Annotated in this window: 15 protein-coding genes and 1 pseudogene; 6 read left to right on the top strand and 10 right to left on the bottom strand. The window is 50.7% G+C overall.

The features are described 5' to 3' along the window. Positions 1-180: 180 nt before the first annotated feature. The 3 genes from ldtD (at position 181) to gloC (ending at position 3431) form a co-directional block, all read left to right on the top strand. Positions 181-2028: a L,D-transpeptidase gene (ldtD, locus tag AACU94_RS11560; protein WP_135489466.1), complete on the top strand. Its 1848-nt coding sequence runs from the start codon at positions 181-183 to the stop codon at positions 2026-2028. Between the two features lie 180 nt (positions 2029-2208). Next, complete coding sequence (locus AACU94_RS11555) at positions 2209-2757, top strand: YcbK family protein (RefSeq protein ID WP_130205347.1); 549 nt, start codon at positions 2209-2211, stop codon at positions 2755-2757. 26 nt (positions 2758-2783) lie between these two features. After that, positions 2784-3431: a hydroxyacylglutathione hydrolase GloC gene (gloC, locus tag AACU94_RS11550; protein ID WP_135489465.1), complete on the top strand. Its 648-nt coding sequence runs from the start codon at positions 2784-2786 to the stop codon at positions 3429-3431. Between the two features lie 222 nt (positions 3432-3653). On the opposite strand, the gene aspC is transcribed toward gloC, so the two are convergent. From aspC to pncB, 4 genes are all read right to left on the bottom strand, one after another. Then, a complete protein-coding gene (gene aspC, locus AACU94_RS11545; RefSeq protein WP_130205351.1) occupies positions 3654-4844 on the bottom strand; it encodes an aspartate transaminase in 1191 nt (396 codons plus the stop codon). A gap of 183 nt (positions 4845-5027) precedes the next feature. Continuing rightward, positions 5028-6098, bottom strand: a complete 1071-nt coding sequence (ompF, locus tag AACU94_RS11540; protein ID WP_130205353.1) for a porin OmpF — start codon at positions 6096-6098, stop codon at positions 5028-5030. A 603-nt stretch (positions 6099-6701) separates the two neighbouring features. Continuing rightward, positions 6702-8102, bottom strand: a complete 1401-nt coding sequence (asnS, locus tag AACU94_RS11535; RefSeq protein WP_135489464.1) for an asparagine--tRNA ligase — start codon at positions 8100-8102, stop codon at positions 6702-6704. Between the two features lie 168 nt (positions 8103-8270). Continuing rightward, the gene (gene pncB / locus AACU94_RS11530) at positions 8271-9473 is read right to left on the bottom strand and encodes a nicotinate phosphoribosyltransferase (RefSeq protein ID WP_130205357.1); all 1203 of its coding nucleotides are present in this window, start codon (positions 9471-9473) and stop codon (positions 8271-8273) included. Positions 9474-9738: 265 nt separating this feature from the next. Here pncB and pepN point away from each other — a divergent pair, with 265 nt between their 5' ends. Further along, on the top strand, positions 9739-12351 hold the full coding sequence (pepN, locus tag AACU94_RS11525; protein WP_130258247.1) for an aminopeptidase N: 2613 nt from the start codon (positions 9739-9741) through the stop codon (positions 12349-12351). 196 nt (positions 12352-12547) lie between these two features. Here pepN and ssuB read toward each other — a convergent pair whose 3' ends face one another. From ssuB to ssuE, 5 genes and pseudogenes are all read right to left on the bottom strand, one after another. Then, positions 12548-13315, bottom strand: a complete 768-nt coding sequence (gene ssuB / locus AACU94_RS11520; protein WP_130222108.1) for an aliphatic sulfonates ABC transporter ATP-binding protein — start codon at positions 13313-13315, stop codon at positions 12548-12550. Continuing rightward, on the bottom strand, positions 13312-14103 hold the full coding sequence (gene ssuC / locus AACU94_RS11515) for an aliphatic sulfonate ABC transporter permease SsuC (RefSeq protein ID WP_135489493.1): 792 nt from the start codon (positions 14101-14103) through the stop codon (positions 13312-13314). The genes ssuB and ssuC overlap by 4 nt, the downstream gene beginning before the upstream one ends. An 11-nt stretch (positions 14104-14114) precedes the next feature. Then, positions 14115-15259: pseudogene (ssuD, locus tag AACU94_RS11510) on the bottom strand (FMNH2-dependent alkanesulfonate monooxygenase). Next, a complete protein-coding gene (gene ssuA, locus AACU94_RS11505; protein ID WP_135489463.1) occupies positions 15256-16215 on the bottom strand; it encodes an aliphatic sulfonate ABC transporter substrate-binding protein SsuA in 960 nt (319 codons plus the stop codon). The pseudogene ssuD and the gene ssuA overlap by 4 nt, the downstream one beginning before the upstream one ends. Beyond that, positions 16208-16783, bottom strand: coding sequence for an NADPH-dependent FMN reductase (gene ssuE / locus AACU94_RS11500; protein WP_130215779.1), 576 nt, complete (start codon positions 16781-16783; stop codon positions 16208-16210). The genes ssuA and ssuE overlap by 8 nt, the downstream gene beginning before the upstream one ends. A gap of 236 nt (positions 16784-17019) precedes the next feature. Here ssuE and pyrD point away from each other — a divergent pair, with 236 nt between their 5' ends. Next, positions 17020-18030, top strand: a complete 1011-nt coding sequence (gene pyrD, locus AACU94_RS11495) for a quinone-dependent dihydroorotate dehydrogenase (protein WP_130205367.1) — start codon at positions 17020-17022, stop codon at positions 18028-18030. A 172-nt stretch (positions 18031-18202) separates the two neighbouring features. Beyond that, positions 18203-18745, top strand: coding sequence for a cell division protein ZapC (gene zapC / locus AACU94_RS11490; RefSeq protein ID WP_064528385.1), 543 nt, complete (start codon positions 18203-18205; stop codon positions 18743-18745). Here the strand turns inward: zapC and ycbX are convergent. Beyond that, a complete protein-coding gene (ycbX, locus tag AACU94_RS11485) occupies positions 18742-19851 on the bottom strand; it encodes a 6-N-hydroxylaminopurine resistance protein YcbX (protein ID WP_135489461.1) in 1110 nt (369 codons plus the stop codon). The genes zapC and ycbX overlap by 4 nt on opposite strands. Between the last annotated feature and the right edge of the window lie 36 nt (positions 19852-19887).

The raw sequence follows: 19887 nt of genomic DNA, 5'->3' as shown, positions 1-19887 counted from the left end.
GCTTTTCTTTAAACTTCTTTACATTAGGTTGTGTAAAAACGTACCGACGTTTATATACTGAAGGTAAGCTTGATAAGTAACAGGCTTGCTCGTCATACTTTCATGAGTATTGGCGTTGTAAAGGCAGTTAAGATAAAACAGCCTGGCTATTCAGAGTATGATAAAAACAGGGGGCAAGGGATGTTGCTTAACATGATGTGTGGTCGTCGGCTTTCGGCAATCAGTTTGTGCCTGGCCGTAACATTCGCTCCACTGTTCAGTGTGCAGGCTGATGAGCCTGAGGTTATCCCTGGTGACAGCCCGGTGGCTGTAAGTGAACAGGGAGATGTACTGCCGCAGGCGCAAGCCACGGCAATAATGGCGGGGATCCAACCGCTACCTGAAGGTGCGGCAGAAAAGGCCCGCACGCAAATTGAATCACAATTACCTGCAGGTTATAAGCCGGTTTATCTTAACCAGCTTCAACTCTTGTATGCAGCACGCGATATGCAGCCGATGTGGGAAAATCGTGATGCAGTTAAAGCTTTCCAGCAGCAGTTGGCGGAAGTGGCGATTGCCGGTTTTCAACCGCAGTTTAACAAATGGGTGGAGTTACTGACTGACCCTGGCGTTAACGGTATGGCGCGCGATGTGGTGCTATCGGATGCAATGATGGGGTATCTCCATTTCGTCGCAAACATTCCGGTCAAAGGTACCCGCTGGCTGTACAGCAGTAAACCTTATGCGCTCTCAACACCGCCGCTCTCGGTCATTAACCATTGGCAGGTGGCGCTGGATAACGGTCAATTGACCACGTTTGTCTCAGGGTTGGCACCACAGCATCCGCAATATTCAGCAATGCATGAATCTTTGCTGACCTTATTGAGTGATTCCAAACCGTGGCCGCAACTGACCGGTAAAGCAACGCTACGCCCTGGTCAATGGAGTAACGATGTCCCGGCGCTGCGCGAGATTTTGCAGCGTACAGGTATGCTCGAAGGTGGGCCGAAAATAGCACTGCCGGGCGATGAAACATCGACAGGCGCGGTAGTTAGTCCGTCTGCCGCTGCAATCGAAACAGCCGAAACTAAGCCGATGGATAAGCAAACTACAGCTCGCAGTAAATCTGCGCCAGCCGTCCGAGCTGCTTATGATAATGAGCTGGTGGAAGCCGTGAAACGTTTTCAGGCATGGCAAGGCTTAGGGGCAGATGGCTCTATTGGCCCGGCAACGCGAGACTGGTTAAACGTCACGCCTGCACAGCGAGCGGGCGTGCTGGCGCTCAATATCCAGCGATTGCGCTTGCTACCATCCGAGCTTTCTACTGGCATTATGGTTAACATTCCGGCCTATTCGCTGGTCTATTATCAGAACGGCAATCAAGTGCTGGATTCACGGGTCATTGTCGGTCGTCCCGATCGCAAAACGCCGATGATGAGCAGTGCCTTAAACAATGTGGTGGTAAACCCGCCGTGGAACGTACCACCGACGCTGGCACGCAAAGATATTCTGCCAAAGGTGCGTAACGATCCTGGTTATCTGGAAAGTCATGGCTATACGGTGATGCGCGGCTGGAACAGCAAAGATGCGCTTGACCCGTGGCAGATTGACTGGTCGACGATCACCGCATCGAATTTGCCGTTCCGCTTCCAGCAAGCTCCTGGTCCGCGAAATTCGCTAGGACGGTATAAATTTAATATGCCGAGTTCAGACGCTATCTATTTGCATGACACGCCGAATCACAATCTTTTCAAACGTGAAACACGCGCGTTGAGTTCTGGCTGTGTGCGGGTGAATAAGGCGTCGGATCTGGCAAATATGCTGCTGCAGGATGCTGGCTGGAATGACAAGCGTATCTCCGATGCTCTGAAGCGGGGTGATACCCGTTACGTTAATATTCGTCAATCGATACCGGTTAATCTTTACTATCTGACCGCCTTTGTTGGTGCAGATGGTCGTACCCAATATCGTACAGATATTTACAATTATGATCTGCCTGCACGATCCAGCTCGCAAATTGTCTCAAAAGCGGAACAATTAATCAGATAAATGAAGTAGTTCGGGAAAATCTGTTGTCGTAATAATTGGCATGTTCGGGGGCTATTCTCTGTAGCCCCCGTCGCTGCTGGGGGTGAGTCATCTTGACGTCAGCTTTATGGGCGGTTAAGGTGCCTCTTGTGCGCCAGAAGTGCATATAAACGATAACATTGACCTGTAGACTTGATTATCATGGACAAATTCGACGCTAATCGCCGCAAACTACTGGCGCTTGGTGGCGTTGCACTTGGTGCCGCCATCCTGCCGACGCCTTCATTTGCGACACTCTCTACCCCACGTCCGCGCATTTTGACACTTAACAATCTCCATACCGGAGAGTCAATTAAGGCGGAGTTTTTCGATGGCAGAGGCTATATTCAGGAAGAATTGGCAAAACTAAACCATTTTTTCCGCGATTTCCGCGCGAACAAAATAAGGTCCATCGACCCAGGATTATTCGACCAGTTATATCGCCTGCAAGGGTTGTTAGGCACTCGCAAGCCAGTACAGCTCATATCTGGCTACCGTTCGATTGACACCAATAACGAATTACGCGCCCACAGCCGTGGAGTAGCAAAGAAAAGCTATCACACTAAAGGGCAGGCGATGGACTTCCATATTGAAGGTATTGCGTTAAGCAATATACGCAAAGCAGCGTTATCTATGCGCGCAGGTGGTGTAGGATATTACCCACGCAGTAACTTTGTGCATATTGATACCGGGCCAGCGCGGCACTGGTAACAATCGCTTAACGAAACAGGGGCAGTATGAACTATCGTATTATTCCGGTCACCGCATTTTCCCAGAACTGTTCATTGATCTGGTGTGAGCAAACTCGCCTGGCCGCACTGGTTGATCCGGGCGGCGATGCGGAAAAAATCAAACAGGAAGTTGACGCCAGTGGCCTGACGCTAATGCAGATCCTGCTGACGCATGGTCATCTGGACCACGTTGGCGCAGCGGCGGAACTGGCACAACACTACGGCGTGCCAGTGCTTGGCCCGGAAAAAGAAGATGAGTTCTGGCTGCAAGACTTGCCTGCGCAGAGTCGCATGTTTGGCCTGGAAGAGTGTCAGCCATTAACGCCAGATCGCTGGCTGAATGAAGGCGACACTATCAGCATAGGGAATGTGACTTTACAGGTGTTACATTGCCCAGGGCATACGCCAGGCCATGTGGTTTTCTTTGATAATCAGGCAAAACTGTTGATTTCTGGCGACGTCCTTTTCAAAGGCGGAGTAGGGCGCAGTGACTTCCCACGAGGCGATCACAAACAACTGATTTCTTCAATCAAAGATAAATTGCTGCCATTGGGGGATGACGTGACATTTATTCCGGGTCACGGACCATTATCCACTCTTGGTTATGAGCGCCTGCATAATCCCTTCCTGCAAGACGAAATGCCCGTCTGGTAAAGGCGCATAAAAAAGCCCGCTTTTAATGCGGGCCTGGATTTCTGGCAAAGTGCGCTTTGTTTATGCCGAATGCGGCGCGAGCACCTTATCCAGCTTACAAAAATCGTGCAAATTCAAAATATTGCAGGGGACGCGTAGGCCTGATAAGCGTAGCGCATCAGGCAATGTTGCGTTTGTCATCAGTCTCAGCCCGCTTTCCGCGGGCTTCATTGGTTTTAACGCTTACAGCACAGCCACAATCGCTTCGCACAGCGGCGCCATGTTATCAGGCGTCATTCCGGCCACGTTCACTCGACCAGAAGCAACTGCGTACACGCCAAACTCTTCACGCAGACGCAGTACCTGTTCTTTTGTCAGGCCACTGAAAGAGAACATACCATTCTGTTTGATGATAAAGCTAAAGTCGCGGTTTGCGCCTTTCTCCTGCAGTGTATTAACAAATAACTGACGCATACGCTGAATACGCTGGCGCATATCGGTCAGCTCTTGTTCCCAGATCGCACGCAAAGCCTCGTTGCTCAGGATCGTGGCAACAACCGAAGCCCCGTGAGCCGGTGGGTTAGAATAGTTTGCGCGAATTACTGCTTTCATCTGGCTGAATGCACGATCGACAGTTTCACTGTCTGCGGCAACCAGAGTACAAGCGCCAACACGCTCGTTGTACAGGCCAAAGTTCTTAGAGTAGGAACTGGCGACGATCAGCTCTTTATGCAGAGCCGCGAAAGCGCGCAGACCTTCAGCATCCTCTTCCAGACCACGGGCGAAACCCTGGTAAGCAAAGTCAAATAGCGGCAGCCAGCCTTTCTCAACAGAAAGCTGTGCCAGTGTTTGCCATTGCTCCAGTGTAGGATCGATGCCGGTAGGGTTATGGCAGCAGCCGTGGAACAGGACAACGTCACCAGCCTGAGCTTCGTTCAGACTGTTAACTAAAGCGTCGAAGTCCAGAGTGTGATTTTCCGCATCGTAATAAGCGTATTCACGAACTTCCAGACCCGCAGAGTTAAATACGCTCTTATGGTTTGGCCAGCTTGGGTTGCTCACCCACACACGCTTAACGCTGGTATTTTTTGCCAGGAAATCGGCAGCTACACGTAATGCACCGGTACCACCTGGGGTCTGGGCTGTACGTGCGCGTTTGTCATTGATTAAGGCGCTACCTTTACCAAACAGCAGTTCCTGAGTACAACGACCAAATTCAGGAATACCGTCAATGCCGAGGTAGTTTTTGGTGGTTTCATTTTCGAGCAGATACTGTTCAGCCTTTTTAACGCTGGTCAATACTGGGGTTTTGCCCGTCTCATCTTTATAGACACCAATCCCGAGGTTAATTTTGCCGGGACGTTCATCGGCACGAAACAGATCGGCCAGGCCCAGAATCGGGTCGGCAGGAGCGGCGGTAATGTTCTCAAACATGACGAGGTTCCATTATGGTTACAGAAGGGAAGTCCGCTATCAGGGTAACGGGAGATTTACAAAATTCCAACTATTACTGATGAAAACGCAGGCTGTTTTTTCAAGACGTGAGATTGCTCTGGAAGGCATAAAAAAACAGGACCAAAGTCCTGTTTTTTCGGCATTTAACAAAGAGGTCTGCTATTAGAACTGGTAAACGATACCTACGGCAACGGTGTCGTCAGAACCTACGCCCAGTTTGTTGTCAGAATCGATCTGGTTGATGATGTAGTCAACATAGGTGGACATGTTTTTGTTGAAGTAGTAGGTTGCGCCCACTTCAACGTAGTTCACCAGATCAACATCACCGATGCCTTCTACGTCTTTCGCTTTAGATTTGGTGTAAGCGATGGACGGACGCAGGCCAAAGTCAAACTGGTATTGCGCAACTAACAGAACGTCTTGCGTTTTGTTGGCAAAGCCACCAGTGATCGGGGTAGCGTTACGGGTTTCACCGTAGTTTGCTGCCAGGTAGATGTTATTTGCATCATACTTCAGGCCAGTTGCCCACTGTTCAGCTTTTTTACCCTGGCCGAGAGGCTGAGCTTCTTGCAGGTCGGTGCGGTCAGCTGCACCATAAGCACCAACGATACCAAAGCCTTCGAATTCGTAGCTGATGGAACCGCCAACACCGTCGCCGTTAGAACGTCGTGCAGTATCACGCTCGTTTTTACCCAGGTACTGAACAGCGAAGTTCAGGCCGTCAACCAGACCAAAGAAGTTGGAGTTACGGTAAGTTGCAACGCCGCCAACACGACCAACGAAGAAGTCATCGCTGTATGCGGTATCACCACCGAACTCTGGCAGCATATCGGTGTAGCCCAGTGCGTCATAAACAACACCGTAATTACGACCGTAATCGAAAGAACCTACGTCAGCGTATTTCAGACCAGCGAATGCCAGACGGGTTTTGTTGCCAGTTTGAGCGTCAGCACCTTCAGAGTTGTTACCCTGGAAGTTGTATTCCCACTGACCGTAACCGGTCAGATCGGAATTGATTTGAGTTTCCCCTTTAAAACCAAGGCGGGCATAGGTCATGTCACCATTGCCACCGTAACTGTTTTCACCGTTATCCTTGGAAAAATAATGCAGACCGACAGCTTTACCGTACAGATCTACTTTGTTGCCATCTTTGTTATAGATTTCTGCAGCGTTTGCAGTACCTGCTACTAACAGAGCAGGGACAATCACTGCCAGAATATTGCGCTTCATCATTATTTATTACCCTCATGGTTTTTTTTATAACACCTGCCACTGCCGCCAATAAGTTCTGTCAATGAATCTTTACGGAACTATTGATGAGAGTTTGGTGTTTTATGTATCTGCAGGCATCTTTCCATTCAAACTAACGTTTCGCTACCGTGAAAGTGCTACAAAGATAAAGATATAGTTACAAAAAGCAAAAATGTGTAACCAATAGTAAAATTTAAGGAACTTTGTGAACGCCGTCATATTTCCATTGGACTTTAATGATATTTGCAGTGGATTTTATCTATTTATATGATTTCCTTATATTTAAATTAACTAAACGAAAATTTTCTTTCTGATCATTTATCCCCGCATTCACACTGAATCACGCTTTCAGGCGTCCAGAAAGCCAAAAATAAGTATAAAAATTGTGCTATCAGCTAAGAAATTGCTAATCCGCAATAAGACTGTGGGTTAATTTTTTGTTCGCAAATATTTCAGAGAAATATTCCGTAACAGGAAGAGGGGCCTTGAGGGGTTGCAAATAGATTGATTGACTTAACAAACAGATAACTTGACAGAAGGGGATAAAAAAAGAGCCAGCGTGCGCTGGCTCTTTCAGGAAGTGAATTAGAAGCTGGCGTTACGCGGGGTACGTGGGAAAGGAATCACGTCACGCACGTTCTGTACGCCGGTCACGTAGGCAATCAGGCGTTCAAAGCCAAGACCGAAACCGGAATGTGGAACAGTACCGTAGCGACGCAGATCGCGATACCACCAGTAATCTTCTTTGTTCAGGCCCATCTCCAGCATACGCTCATCCAGCACGTCCAGACGCTCTTCACGCTGCGAACCACCAATGATCTCACCAATACCCGGCGCCAGAACGTCCATTGCGGCAACGGTTTTACCGTCTTCGTTAAGACGCATATAGAACGCTTTAATGTCTTTCGGATAGTTTTTAACCACTACCGGTGCTTTAAAGTGTTCTTCCGCCAGATAACGCTCGTGCTCAGAAGAGAGATCTACACCCCAGTAAACCGGGTTTTCAAACTTCCTGCCGCAGTTTTCGAGAATGGTCACTGCGTCGGTGTAATCAACCTGGGCGAAGTCTGCTTCAATGAAGCGTTCCAGACGTGAAACGGCATCTTTATCTACGCGTTCAGCGAAGAATTTCATGTCGTCAGCGCGTTCATCGAGAACTGCTTTGAAGACATATTTCAGCATGGCTTCAGCCAGACCGGCGATATCGTTCAGGTTAGCAAACGCGACTTCTGGCTCCAGCATCCAGAATTCCGCCAGGTGACGGCTGGTGTTGGAGTTTTCAGCACGGAAGGTCGGGCCGAAGGTATAAATTTTCGACAGCGCACAGGCATAGGTTTCGCCGTTCAACTGACCAGATACGGTCAGGAAAGACTCTTTACCAAAGAAGTCTTTATCGAAATCGACTTTGCCCTGATCGTTACGCGGCAGGTTTTCCAGATCCAGCGTTGAAACGCGGAACATTTCGCCAGCGCCTTCGGTATCGGACGCGGTAATCAGCGGCGTAGAAACCCAGAAGAAGCCCTGCTCGTTAAAGAAGCGATGCAGCGCCTGTGCCAGCGTGTGGCGAACGCGCGCTACTGCGCCAATCAGGTTGGTACGCGGACGCAGGTGAGCGACTTCACGCAGATATTCGATGCTGTGGCGTTTTGCGGCCATCGGGTAAGTGTCTGGATCTTCAACCCAACCGGCAACTTCAACGTTGCTGGCCTGAATTTCAAATTGTTGCCCCTGGCCCGGCGATGCCACGACTTTACCCGTCACAATGACCGAGCAACCGGTGGTCAGACGCAGTACGTCTTCATTGTAATTGGGCAGAGAATTATTGATGACAGCCTGTACAGGATCAAAGCAGGAACCGTCATAAACGGCGAGGAAGGAGATGCCAGCTTTTGAATCTCGGCGGGTACGTACCCATCCGCGCACGGTGACTTCGCTGTCAACGGCTATGCGGCCCTGGAGTACGTCGGCTACAGGCACAACGCTCATAATATTCTCTCTGTTAATAGTCGGAAAAAATAAACACTTGTCCACCCGTCAATGGGGGGATACCTATGTTACCTGGCATCTGCAATCAGACAAGCAGAATTCGCAGATGGGACAAAAGATTTCGGAATAAAAGGTAAAAAAGGGAGCCGTTATGGCTCCCTGATGATATTAACTGGCTTTTTTAATGTGCGGAAGGTCGAATGCTTTACGTAGCGCGCGGACAAACGCTTTGTCATGGCAGATAGTTTTGCCAGGGCTGTCAGAAAGTTTCGCCACCGGTTTACCGTTACACTCCACCAGTTTAATCACGATATTCAGGGGTTTTACCTGAGGAATATCACAAGTCAGGCGTGTGCCAATGCCAAAACTTAATTGCACGCGAGAAGAGAAGTGGCGATAAAGCTCAACCGCTTTAGGTAAATCCAGATTGTCGGAGAAAACCAGTATTTTGCTTTGCGGATCAATCCCCAGTTTCTCATAATGTGCAATCGCTTTTTCGCCCCATTCTACCGGGTCGCCAGAGTCATGACGCAAGCCCTGATAGCGGCTGGCAAACTCCACGCCGAAATCACGTAAGAATGCATCCATCGTAATACAGTCGGTTAACGCAATCCCCAGTTGATCGGGATACTCTTCCAGCCAGGCAGCAAGTGCAGCTCGCTGGCTGTTGGCAAGGTCCGGGCTGATTTGCTGATGTGCCTGGAACCATTCGTGTGCCTGGGTTCCCATCGGCGTGAGGGAAAGTCGACGCGCCAGATCGTAGTTGCTGGTGCCAACGAACCACTTTTCCTGTTGTAGGCGTTTAACGATGGTTTCTTGTACTTCGCGAGAAAAACGGCGGCGAGTGCCAAAATCCATCAGATGGAAGCGCGACATATCAAGGTCGGCGGTTAACGCCGAGAAGTTGACTAATTTGCTTTCCAGTGTGTCGAGGGCTTGCGCAACGTCGGCCTGCGGTGAGCGATAGCGATGTACCAGTTCACTAATGACCGCCAGCAAAGGAACTTCCCATAGGATGACTTCACGCCACGGACCGCTTAAACGAATATCCAGCTTACCGTTATCGTTGCTAACAGTGACCTGTTCCGGATTAAAGCGAAATTCACGCAGCCAGTCGAGATAGTCGGCTTTAAAGAAAGGCAGGGCAGAGAGCCACTGATATTCATCATCCCGCAGGCACAAGTTTTCCATCGCCTGAACCTGTTCACGAATAGCATCGGCATAAATACCCAGCAGATCGTCACCACGGCAACGAAACTCCGCCGCGACATGCACATCATAGTAGTGATGAAACACGGCTTGCTGCATATGCAACTTATAAGCATCTGTATCCAGCAACGAGTGCAGAACAGGAGAAGCGAATTGTGTCATAGGTGCGCAGTAGCGTCCTCTTACGGGAGCGTTTAGTACAATAAACATCTTAGGAAACTGCTGGAGTATACCTTGTTTCGCAATTTATTGAACCCCGATCACACCATATGCCACCTTTATGGTCGATAGCGTTGCGCTGTGTATGTTATACAAATGTAGCAATAAAAGCGTTTGTACCTGAAAAGATGAAGATTCTGCGTAGCGAGATTTACGCAACAGGAATAGACTGAACACCAGACTCTATAAAAGATGCTAAAGGTTATTTATGACTCAACAGCCACAAGCCAAATACCGTCACGATTATCGTGCGCCGGATTACCAGATTACTGATATTGACTTGACCTTTGACCTGGACGCGCAAAAGACGGTAGTTACCGCAGTCAGCCAGGCTGTCCGTCACGGTGCATCAGATGCACCGCTTCGTCTTGATGGCGAAGATCTTAAACTGGTTTCTATTCATATTAATGATGAGCCGTGGACCGCCTGGAAAGAAGAAGAGGGCGCACTGGTCATCAGTAATTTACCGGAGTGTTTTACGCTCAAGATTGTTAATGAAATTAGTCCGGCAGCGAATACCGCGCTGGAAGGACTTTATCAGTCAGGCGATGCGCTTTGCACCCAGTGTGAAGCCGAAGGTTTCCGCCATATTACGTATTATCTTGACCGCCCGGACGTGCTGGCGCGTTTTACCACCAAAATTATTGCCGATAAAACCAAATATCCATTCCTGCTTTCCAACGGTAACCGCGTTGCGCAAGGCGAACTGGAAAACGGACGTCATTGGGTACAGTGGCAGGACCCGTTCCCGAAACCGTGCTACCTGTTTGCGCTGGTGGCAGGCGACTTTGATGTACTGCGCGACACCTTCACCACGCGTTCTGGTCGCGAAGTAGCGCTGGAGCTTTACGTCGATCGCGGTAACCTTGATCGCGCGCCGTGGGCGATGACCTCGCTGAAAAACTCCATGAAGTGGGATGAAGAACGCTTCGGCCTGGAGTATGACCTCGACATCTATATGATTGTTGCGGTGGATTTCTTCAATATGGGCGCAATGGAGAATAAAGGTCTGAATATCTTTAACTCCAAATATGTGCTGGCGCGCACCGACACCGCCACCGATAAAGATTACCTTGATATTGAGCGCGTTATTGGTCACGAATATTTCCATAACTGGACCGGTAACCGTGTGACCTGCCGCGACTGGTTCCAGCTCAGCCTGAAAGAAGGTTTAACCGTCTTCCGCGATCAGGAATTCAGCTCTGACCTTGGTTCCCGCGCGGTAAACCGTATCAATAATGTGCGCACCATGCGCGGATTGCAGTTTGCGGAAGATGCCAGCCCGATGGCGCACCCAATCCGCCCGGACATGGTTATTGAGATGAACAACTTCTACACCCTGACCGTTTACGAGAAGGGCGCGGAAGTGATTCGTATGATCCACACCCTGCTGGGCGAAGAAAACTTCCAGAAAGGGATGCAGCTCTATTTCGAGCGCCATGATGGTAGCGCAGCGACCTGTGACGACTTTGTTCAGGCAATGGAAGATGCGTCGAATGTCGATCTCTCCCATTTCCGCCGTTGGTACAGCCAGTCCGGCACGCCGATTGTGACCGTCAAAGACGACTACAATCCGGAAACTGAGCAGTACACCCTGACCATCAGCCAGCGCACGCCAGCCACACCGGATCAGGCAGAAAAACAGCCGCTGCATATTCCGTTTGCCATCGAACTGTATGATAACGAAGGCAAAGTGATCCCGTTGCAGAAAGGCGGTCATCCGGTCAATTCCGTGCTGAACGTCACTCAGGCAGAACAGACCTTTGTCTTTGATAATGTCTACTTCCAGCCGGTGCCTGCGCTGCTGTGCGAATTCTCTGCGCCAGTGAAACTGGAATATAAGTGGAGCGATCAGCAACTGACCTTCCTGATGCGTCATGCGCGTAATGATTTCTCCCGTTGGGATGCGGCGCAAAGTCTGCTGGCAACCTACATCAAGCTGAACGTCGCCCGTCATCAGCAAGGACAGCCGCTGTCTCTGCCGGTGCATGTGGCTGATGCTTTCCGCGCGGTGCTACTCGATGAGAAGATTGACCCGGCACTGGCGGCAGAAATCCTCACGCTGCCTTCCGTCAATGAAATGGCGGAACTGTTCGATATCATTGATCCGATTGCCATTGCCGAAGTGCGCGAAGCACTCACCCGTACTCTGGCGACTGAACTGGCGGATGAGCTGCTGGCAATCTATAACGCGAATTACCAGAGCGAGTATCGCGTTGAGCATGAAGATATTGCGAAACGCACTCTGCGTAATGCCTGCCTGCGCTTCCTCGCTTTTGGTGAAACGCATCTGGCTGATGTGCTGGTGAGCAAGCAGTTCCACGAAGCGAACAATATGACCGATGCGCTGGCGGCGCTCTCTGCGGCGGTTGCTGCGCAGTTGCCATGCCGTGACAAGTTGATGCAGGAATATGACGATAAGTGGCATCAGGACGGTCTGGTGATGGATAAATGGTTTATCCTGCAAGCTACCAGCCCGGCGGCGAATGTGCTGGAGACGGTGCGAGGCCTGTTGCAGCATCGCTCATTTACCATGAGTAACCCGAACCGTATTCGTTCGTTGATTGGCGCGTTTGCGGGCAGCAACCCGGCAGCGTTCCATGCCGAAGATGGCAGCGGTTACCAGTTCCTGGTGGAAATGCTTACTGACCTGAACAGCCGTAACCCGCAGGTGGCTTCACGTCTGATTGAGCCGTTGATTCGCCTGAAACGTTACGATGCCAAACGTCAGGAGAAAATGCGCGCGGCGCTGGAACAGTTGAAAGGGCTGGAAAATCTCTCTGGCGATCTGTACGAGAAGATAACTAAAGCTCTGGCTTGATACAAACATGCCTGATGCGACGCTGACGCGTCTTATCAGGCCTACAAACCCGTTGAAATTGCTGGTTTTGTAGGCCGGATAAGGCGTTCACGCCGCATCCGGCAACCGTGTCCAACTGCCTGATGCGACGCTGACGCGTCTTATCAGGCCTGCAAGCCCGTTGAAATTGCTGGTTTTGTGCGCCGCATCCGGCATATTAACCTTGACGCCGAATCGGTTGTTCAGAATTCCCACGATGCATCACCCGCTGCAACACTTCCGCTTCCAGCTCCGCTAATCGCACTGATCCTAACCGGCGCGGACGGGGGATATCCACCGTCAAATCCAGACCAATTTTTCCTTCTTCAATTAACAGCACCCGGTCAGCCATCGCCACCGCTTCGCTCACATCATGCGTCACCAACAGTACGGTAAAGCCGTGCTCCTGCCAAAGTGACACAATCAAATCCTGCATCTCGAGTCGCGTTAAGGCGTCCAGTGCCCCGAGCGGTTCATCAAGCAACAATAAACCCGGTCGATGAATCAACGCTCTTGCCAGCGCCACTCGCTGTTTCTGCCCGCCTGAAAGTGCGGCAGGCCATTCCCCGGCGCGATTCTCTAGTCCTACCGCAGCCAACGCCCGACGCGCGGCATCGCGCCACTGGCCTTTAAGGCCTAACCCAACGTTATCAATCACCGATTTCCACGGCAGCAGACGCGCATCCTGAAACATCATTCGCGTGTCTTCCTGAATTTCAGCCAGCGGTGTGGTGCCTGCCAACACATCGCCTGCGGTTGGCGTTTCCAGCCCGGCCAGCAGGCGCAGCAGGGTACTTTTGCCACCACCGCTGCGGCCCACCACCGCCACAAACTGACCTGCCGGAATATGTAAATCCAGTTGGTTCAGGACGATATTTTCCGCGTAATGTTTGCTTACTGCATTGAGCAACAATGGTGTGCCCTGGTTCAGACGAGCAGTATTCATACCGTGGCCTCCTTCAGATGATAAGCCGGGTTCCAGCGCAACCAGAGACGCTCTAACAGCTGCGCGCTGACGTCAGCAAGTTTGCCGAGCAGGGCGTAAAGAATAATAGCGACTACCACCACGTCCGTTTGCAAAAACTCCCGCGCATTCATCGCCAGATAACCAATACCGGAATTGGCAGAAATGGTTTCGGCAACAATCAGCGTCAGCCACATCAGGCCCAATGCAAAACGCACGCCGACCATAATTGAGGGTAGGGCGCCAGGCAGGATCACATGGATAAACAGCGGTAATCCGGATAAGCCATAGCTACGCGCCATTTCCACCAGCCCGCGATCGATATTACGGATGCCGTGCCAGGTATTGATATAAATGGGGAAAAGCGTGCCGAGCGCCACCAGAAAGATTTTCGCGGATTCATCAATGCCAAACCACAAAATCACCAGCGGGATCAGCGCCAGATGCGGCACGTTGCGCAACATCTGAATTGAGGTATCCAGCAGCCGTTCTCCCCAGCGAGATAGTCCGCTAATCAGCCCCAGAATCAACCCCAGCGATCCGCCAACTGAAAAGCCAATCAACGCCCGCCAGGAGCTGATCGCCAGATGCTGCCACAATTCGCCGCTGGCGGAGAGCGTCCAGAACGCCATCACCACTCCTTCCGGAGAGGGCAAAATACGCGTCGACAGCCAGCCAACTGAGGAGGCCAGTTGCCACACCGCCACGATGCCCACCGGTAAAAACCAGGGGGCAACGCGCAATAACCACTTCTTCACTGGCGTTGCCATCATCGTGTTCCTTAGCTTTGCGCGACTTTACGGGGGATAAAATCATTCGCCACCGCTTCGCCTTGCGGATTCAGCGGTTGTGGCTGGGGAATTTCCGGGATGGCGATATCCAGAAGCGGGAACAGCAACTCGCCAACCCGATACGCTTCTTCCAGATGTGGATAGCCCGAAAGCACAAAACTGTCGATGCCAAGCGCGGCGTATTCGTTGATTCGCGCAGCGACCGTCGGACCATCGCCCACCAGCGCCGTCCCGGCACCGCCGCGGACTAAGCCAACGCCCGCCCATAAATTAGGCTGATCTCCAGATTGTCGCGCTTGCCGTTATGTAACGCCGCCATTCGCTGTTGTCCTACGGAATCCGTCCGAGCGAATGCGGCCTGTGCTTTGGCGATAGTTTCATCATCAAGATGCGAGATTAACCGCTCGGCGGCCTGCCACGCTTCGTCGTTAGTTTCACGAACAATCACATGCAGACGAATACCGAAACGAATTTTGTGTCCATGCGCGGCAGCTTTCGCACGCACTTGTTCGATTTTCTCTTTAACCAGTTCCGGCGGTTCGCCCCAGGTGAGATAAAGATCAACCTGTTCGGCGGCCAGATCCTGGGCGATGTCTGACGATCCGCCAAAGTAAAGCGGGGGGTAGGGCTGTTGAATTGGTGGAAAGAGCAGTTTGGCTCCGCGTACATGAATATGTTTGCCGTTGAAATCCACCGTTTCGCCCAGCAATAAACGTCGCCAGACCTGGGTAAATTCCGCCGAAGCTTCGTAACGCTCGCTATGGTCGAGGAATACGCCGTCGCCTGCCAACTCTTGTGGATCGCTGCCTGTGACCAGGTTAAACAACGCGCGTCCGTTAGAGAGACGATCAAGCGTGGCGGCCTGGCGGGCGGCAACGGTAGGTGAGGTTACGCTGGGGCGCAGGGCGACAAGAAACTTCAGCCGCTGCGTCACCGGGATCATCGACGCCGCCACCAGCCACGCATCTTCACACGATCGCCCCGTTGGAATTAGCACACCGGTATAGCCCAGACGATCCGCCGCTTGCGCAATTTGTTGCAGATAACCATGATCAACCGGGCGTGAACCTTCTTCCGTTCCCAGATAATGCCCGTCACCGTGGGTCGGTAAAAACCAGAACATATTCAGACTCATAATTGTTTTCCTTCCAGTTGCGTGGGCTGCCAGATGCGCTGGCGAATATCGACTTTTTTCGGCACCAGACGGTTTTCATAAAACAGATCTGCCGTTTGCTGCTGTAAGGCGGCAACCTCGGCGTTAACCGGTTTGATGGTGGTGGGAGGACGATGATCCAGATACGAGGCAATTACCGGAGCCGGTAAGCCCATTGTTTTTGCCAGTAAAGCGATGCTTTGCTCGCGCTGGCTGCGGGTTAATGAATCGGCCTCACTAAAGGTTGTGAGCACACCCTGAATAAAGGTGCCGTTTTTTTCTGCATAGGGACGAGCTGCCAGATAAAACGATCCGGTTTGATTGAGACTAGTGCCATCTTTCAACACCCGCACGCCGCCCTGTAATAACGCGGCGGAGTAGTAGGGATCCCAGATAGCCCAGGCGTCGACGTTACCTTGCTGGAACGCGGCGCGGGCATCGGCGGGCGTCAGGTAAGTGGGCTGGATATCGGTGAATTTAAGCCCGGCCTGTTGCAGGGCGCGCAGTAAAAGGTTGTGCGAACTGGAACCTTTCTGAAAGGCAACTTTGTGGCCTTTAAGATCGGCTACGGTTTTGATCGGACTGTTTTCTGGAACCAGAATCACTTCGGCTTTTGGCTTCGGCGGCTCGACGCCCACGTATACCAAATCAGCCCCGGCGGCCTGAGCAAAGATGGGTGGAATATCCCCCGTACTGCCGAGATCAATACTGCCAACGTTTAACGCCTCCAGCATTTGCGGACCTGCGGGAAACTCCACCCACGAGATTTCTGTTTGCGGATAGCGTTTTTCCAGTAACTGGTGGCTTTTTGCCAGCACCATACCAATGCTACCTTTCTGGTAGCCAATATGTAACGCTTCTGGAGTCGACTCCGTAGCAACTGCAAGTGTTGAGACGCTAAGTAATCCCGCCAGCGCCAGTTTAATGATGTTACGCATGGGCATTACCTCGCAGAGAATGAAGGTCAGGAACCTGAACATCACGGCGGTGCAGCGCCTGCCAGAAGGTTTCCAGCGCGGTATCAAGACGGGTTTGCAGATTTGGCGTGAACAGGGGTTTGTGCTGGTAATCAATCACCTGCGAGTCATCGGCAAACACGCCGTGCAGGATCTCCTGGGCTTTCAGCGCGCTTAAAACTGGTTTAAGGGCGTAATCGACCGCCAGCAGATGAGCCACCGTGCCGCCCGTCGCCAGTGGCAGTACCACTTTGCTTTGCAAAGCGCGTTCTGGCAGTAGGTCGAGCAGGGTTTTCAGCGCGCCAGAATAGGCGGCTTTATACACAGGTGTAGCGACTATCAGTCCATCGGCCTGTTGCAGCTGTTCGGTGAAGGTCTTGAGTGCCGGACTATCGAAACGGGCATAGAGCAGATCTTCCGGGGCGAAGTTTTGCAGATTCCAGTGATAAACCTCAACATCCAGGCCATTCAGTTTTTCCCGCGCATATTCCAGTAAGGAACTGGAGCGAGAAGGAAAGCGAGGACTACCCGCCAGGGTGATGACACGCATACTCTCTCCTTATAACCAATCGTTCTTATTTTGTTAACATTGATAACAATTCGGTCAGTCTGACAGAGGGCGTTCGTGAGTCGAAATGATTTATCTGAAGAAGGAAAGCCAAAAAAAGCATAAAAAAGGCGCAACAAGAAAACGTTTGCTATTTATTGCCGCAGGTCAATTCCCTTTTGCTGCGAACTCGCACATAATACGCCCCCGGTTTGCACACCGGGAATCCAGGAGAGTTCATGTACTACCCCTTCGTTCGTAAAGCCCTTTTCCAGCTCGATCCAGAGCGCGCACACGAGTTTACTTTTCAGCAATTACGCCGCATCACCGGAACACCCTTTGAAGCGCTTGTTCGGCAAAATGTTCCAGCGAAGCCGGTTAACTGTATGGGACTGACCTTTAAAAACCCGCTTGGCCTGGCTGCCGGTCTTGATAAAGACGGGGAGTGTATTGATGCCCTTGGTGCAATGGGATTTGGATCGATCGAGATCGGTACTGTTACCCCGCGTCCACAACCAGGAAACGACAAACCGCGTCTTTTTCGCCTGGTCGATGCTGAAGGTTTAATAAACCGTATGGGCTTTAATAACCTCGGCGTTGATAACCTCGTAGAGAACGTTAAAAAAGCCCACTACGACGGTGTTCTGGGAATCAATATCGGCAAAAATAAAGATACGCCGGTTGAGCAAGGCAAAGATGACTATCTGATTTGTATGGAAAAAATCTACGCCTATGCAGGATATATTGCCATCAATATTTCATCACCAAATACCCCGGGATTACGCACTCTGCAATATGGCGAAGCTCTGGATGATTTATTAACGGCAATTAAAAATAAACAAAATGATCTGCAAGCGCACCACCACAAATATGTACCAATAGCAGTGAAGATCGCGCCGGATCTTTCTGAAGAAGAGTTGATCCAGGTTGCCGATAGTTTAGTTCGCCATAATATTGATGGCGTCATTGCAACTAATACGACACTCGATCGTTCTTTGGTTCAGGGGATGAAAAATTGTGATCAAACCGGTGGCTTAAGTGGTCGTCCCTTACAATTAAAAAGTACGGAAATTATTCGTCGCTTGTCGCAGGAATTAAACGGCCGCTTACCGATTATTGGTGTTGGTGGTATTGACTCGGTAATTGCTGCTCGCGAGAAGATTGCTGCAGGGGCTTCTTTGGTGCAAATTTATTCCGGTTTTATTTTTAAAGGTCCGCCGCTGATTAAAGAAATCGTTAACCATATCTAATTATTTCTTTCATTTTCTCTTTATAAGATAATCAGGGCTTTATTTTCAGCCCTGGTTGTTTTATATTCATTGCTGTTACTTATTTAGACATTTTGTACTTTTTTGTTGAGGTTATTAAGCGAAGCGACAATGGAATATGTTGCAGTGGATTTATAGGGTAGAGGAGAAGCATATGCGAATTAAACCAGACGATAATTGGCGTTGGTATTATGATGAAGAGCATGATCGAATGATGCTTGATCTAGCCAATGGCATGCTATTTCGCTCACGTTTTGCGCGCAAGATGTTGACACCAGATGCCTTTTCTCCAGCGGGATTCTGCGTTGATGACGCCGCGCTCTATTTCTCGTTTGAAGAAAAATGCCGCGACCTTAACTTATCAAAAGAACAAAAAGCTGAACTGGTGCTTAATGCGCTGGTGGCAGTTCGTTATCTCAAACCGCAAATGCCGAAAAGCTGGCATTTTGTTTCTCATGGTGAAATGTGGTCGCCAGTGCCGGGTGATGCAGCCTGTGTCTGGTTAAGCGATACCAATGAACAAGTCAGCCTTCTGGTTGTTGAATCTGGCGAAAATGCCGCGCTGTGTCTCCTTGCGCAGCCTTGTGTTGTCATCGCTGGTCGCGCCATGCAACTGGGTGACGCCATCAAAATTATGAATGACAGACTGAAACCTCATATGAGTTATGACAGCTTCAGCCTTGAACAGGCCGTTTAACCTTTCAGTTTCAATGCAGTCTTCGGTACACAACTACAGCAAAGAATTGTCCCGTCGTCGCTCATAGCTGATTTTTTCAGCGGGGTGACTTCGCCTTCCAGAAGCTGAACCCGACAACTTCCGCATATGCCCGCGCGGCAAGAATAGGGGATCCGAATCCCTTGATTTTCTAATTGCTCCAACAAAACCTGTTGATTATTACCGCGAAATGCCAGTCCTTGCCAGTCGATATCTACATTTGCATCCATTTGCTGCGTTGTCGGGAGAGTATCGTCTGCGGCTGCCGCGCCGTAGATTTTCGCCGGTGCAGTTGCAAGAATTTCCACTGCATCACCAACACGAACAACGCCACTATTGCGGGCAATTAAATTCTGACCAAAATCGACATCGCCATTATCCTGGGCAGTGCGGAATGATTGCAGCGTTTTTAACGGTTCGCCTGCCGGATGCTTTTGTCCTTTTTCCGGGCTGACAGTGGTGAAAATACAGCGGCTGCAGGGCTTTACCACGTCAAACACCACATCGCCAATGCGAATCACTTTCCAGGTATCTTCTTCCCAGGCTGCCGCGCCGGAAACCACCAGATTGGGGCGAAATTGCTCCATTTTTACACTTGCCGGGCAGCGTTGCTGCACATCACGCAGTGAGGCTTCATTAGCGAGCAGATACGGATAGCCATCAGCAAACGACAAGGGTACAGTGTTATGGCGTTTTACGCGCCGTGTCATCTGCGGTCCTACCCAGCGCAGTTGCACTTCACGGGAGAAAAAGCCGCTTAACCATTTGTTGATCTCATCTGGCGCAATGCGTGCAGTAAAATGGTTACCCCACACTTCGGTTGGCGCGTCCTGCATAGCGAAATCAGCAAAACGGATGTATGCGCTGCTGCCATCTGGCGCGGTGAGATGTAAGCCGTCATGCACGGGCGAAGGGGTAAACCGCACCATCTGCGGAAACTGGCGGGCAGTAATAAACCTACCGTCAGGTTCTGTGACCATGAAGATGCGATCGAAGGCCAGACCGCTGACATCAGCCAGAGCATGCGTCAGACCGATGCCGCGCATCGATTTAACAGGATGAATAAAAAGCCGGGTTAATGTCGTCACGGTGCGGTCCTCAAATGAAAATAAGCCCTCAACTTT

It is taken from the genome of Escherichia sp. E4702, assembly GCF_963883545.1.
Taxonomy (GTDB): Bacteria; Pseudomonadota; Gammaproteobacteria; order Enterobacterales; family Enterobacteriaceae; genus Escherichia.
Note: the sequence above shows the minus strand (reverse complement) of the source record. Positions and strands in the feature narration are given on the sequence as shown.

Excerpts from the sequence above, each read along its gene's own strand:
- ompF (WP_130205353.1), bottom strand. The coding sequence starts at position 6,098 with ATGATGAAGCGCAATATTCTGGCAGTGATTGTCCCTGCTCTGTTAGTA.
- gloC (WP_135489465.1), top strand. The coding sequence starts at position 2,784 with ATGAACTATCGTATTATTCCGGTCACCGCATTTTCCCAGAACTGTTCA.
- ldtD (WP_135489466.1), top strand. The coding sequence starts at position 181 with ATGTTGCTTAACATGATGTGTGGTCGTCGGCTTTCGGCAATCAGTTTG.
- ssuE (WP_130215779.1), bottom strand. The coding sequence starts at position 16,783 with ATGCGTGTCATCACCCTGGCGGGTAGTCCTCGCTTTCCTTCTCGCTCC.
- ssuA (WP_135489463.1), bottom strand. The coding sequence starts at position 16,215 with ATGCGTAACATCATTAAACTGGCGCTGGCGGGATTACTTAGCGTCTCA.
- pncB (WP_130205357.1), bottom strand. The coding sequence starts at position 9,473 with ATGACACAATTCGCTTCTCCTGTTCTGCACTCGTTGCTGGATACAGAT.
- aspC (WP_130205351.1), bottom strand. The coding sequence starts at position 4,844 with ATGTTTGAGAACATTACCGCCGCTCCTGCCGACCCGATTCTGGGCCTG.
- asnS (WP_135489464.1), bottom strand. The coding sequence starts at position 8,102 with ATGAGCGTTGTGCCTGTAGCCGACGTACTCCAGGGCCGCATAGCCGTT.
- AACU94_RS11555 (WP_130205347.1), top strand. The coding sequence starts at position 2,209 with ATGGACAAATTCGACGCTAATCGCCGCAAACTACTGGCGCTTGGTGGC.
- zapC (WP_064528385.1), top strand. The coding sequence starts at position 18,203 with ATGCGAATTAAACCAGACGATAATTGGCGTTGGTATTATGATGAAGAG.
- pyrD (WP_130205367.1), top strand. The coding sequence starts at position 17,020 with ATGTACTACCCCTTCGTTCGTAAAGCCCTTTTCCAGCTCGATCCAGAG.
- pepN (WP_130258247.1), top strand. The coding sequence starts at position 9,739 with ATGACTCAACAGCCACAAGCCAAATACCGTCACGATTATCGTGCGCCG.
- ssuC (WP_135489493.1), bottom strand. The coding sequence starts at position 14,103 with ATGGCAACGCCAGTGAAGAAGTGGTTATTGCGCGTTGCCCCCTGGTTT.
- ssuB (WP_130222108.1), bottom strand. The coding sequence starts at position 13,315 with ATGAATACTGCTCGTCTGAACCAGGGCACACCATTGTTGCTCAATGCA.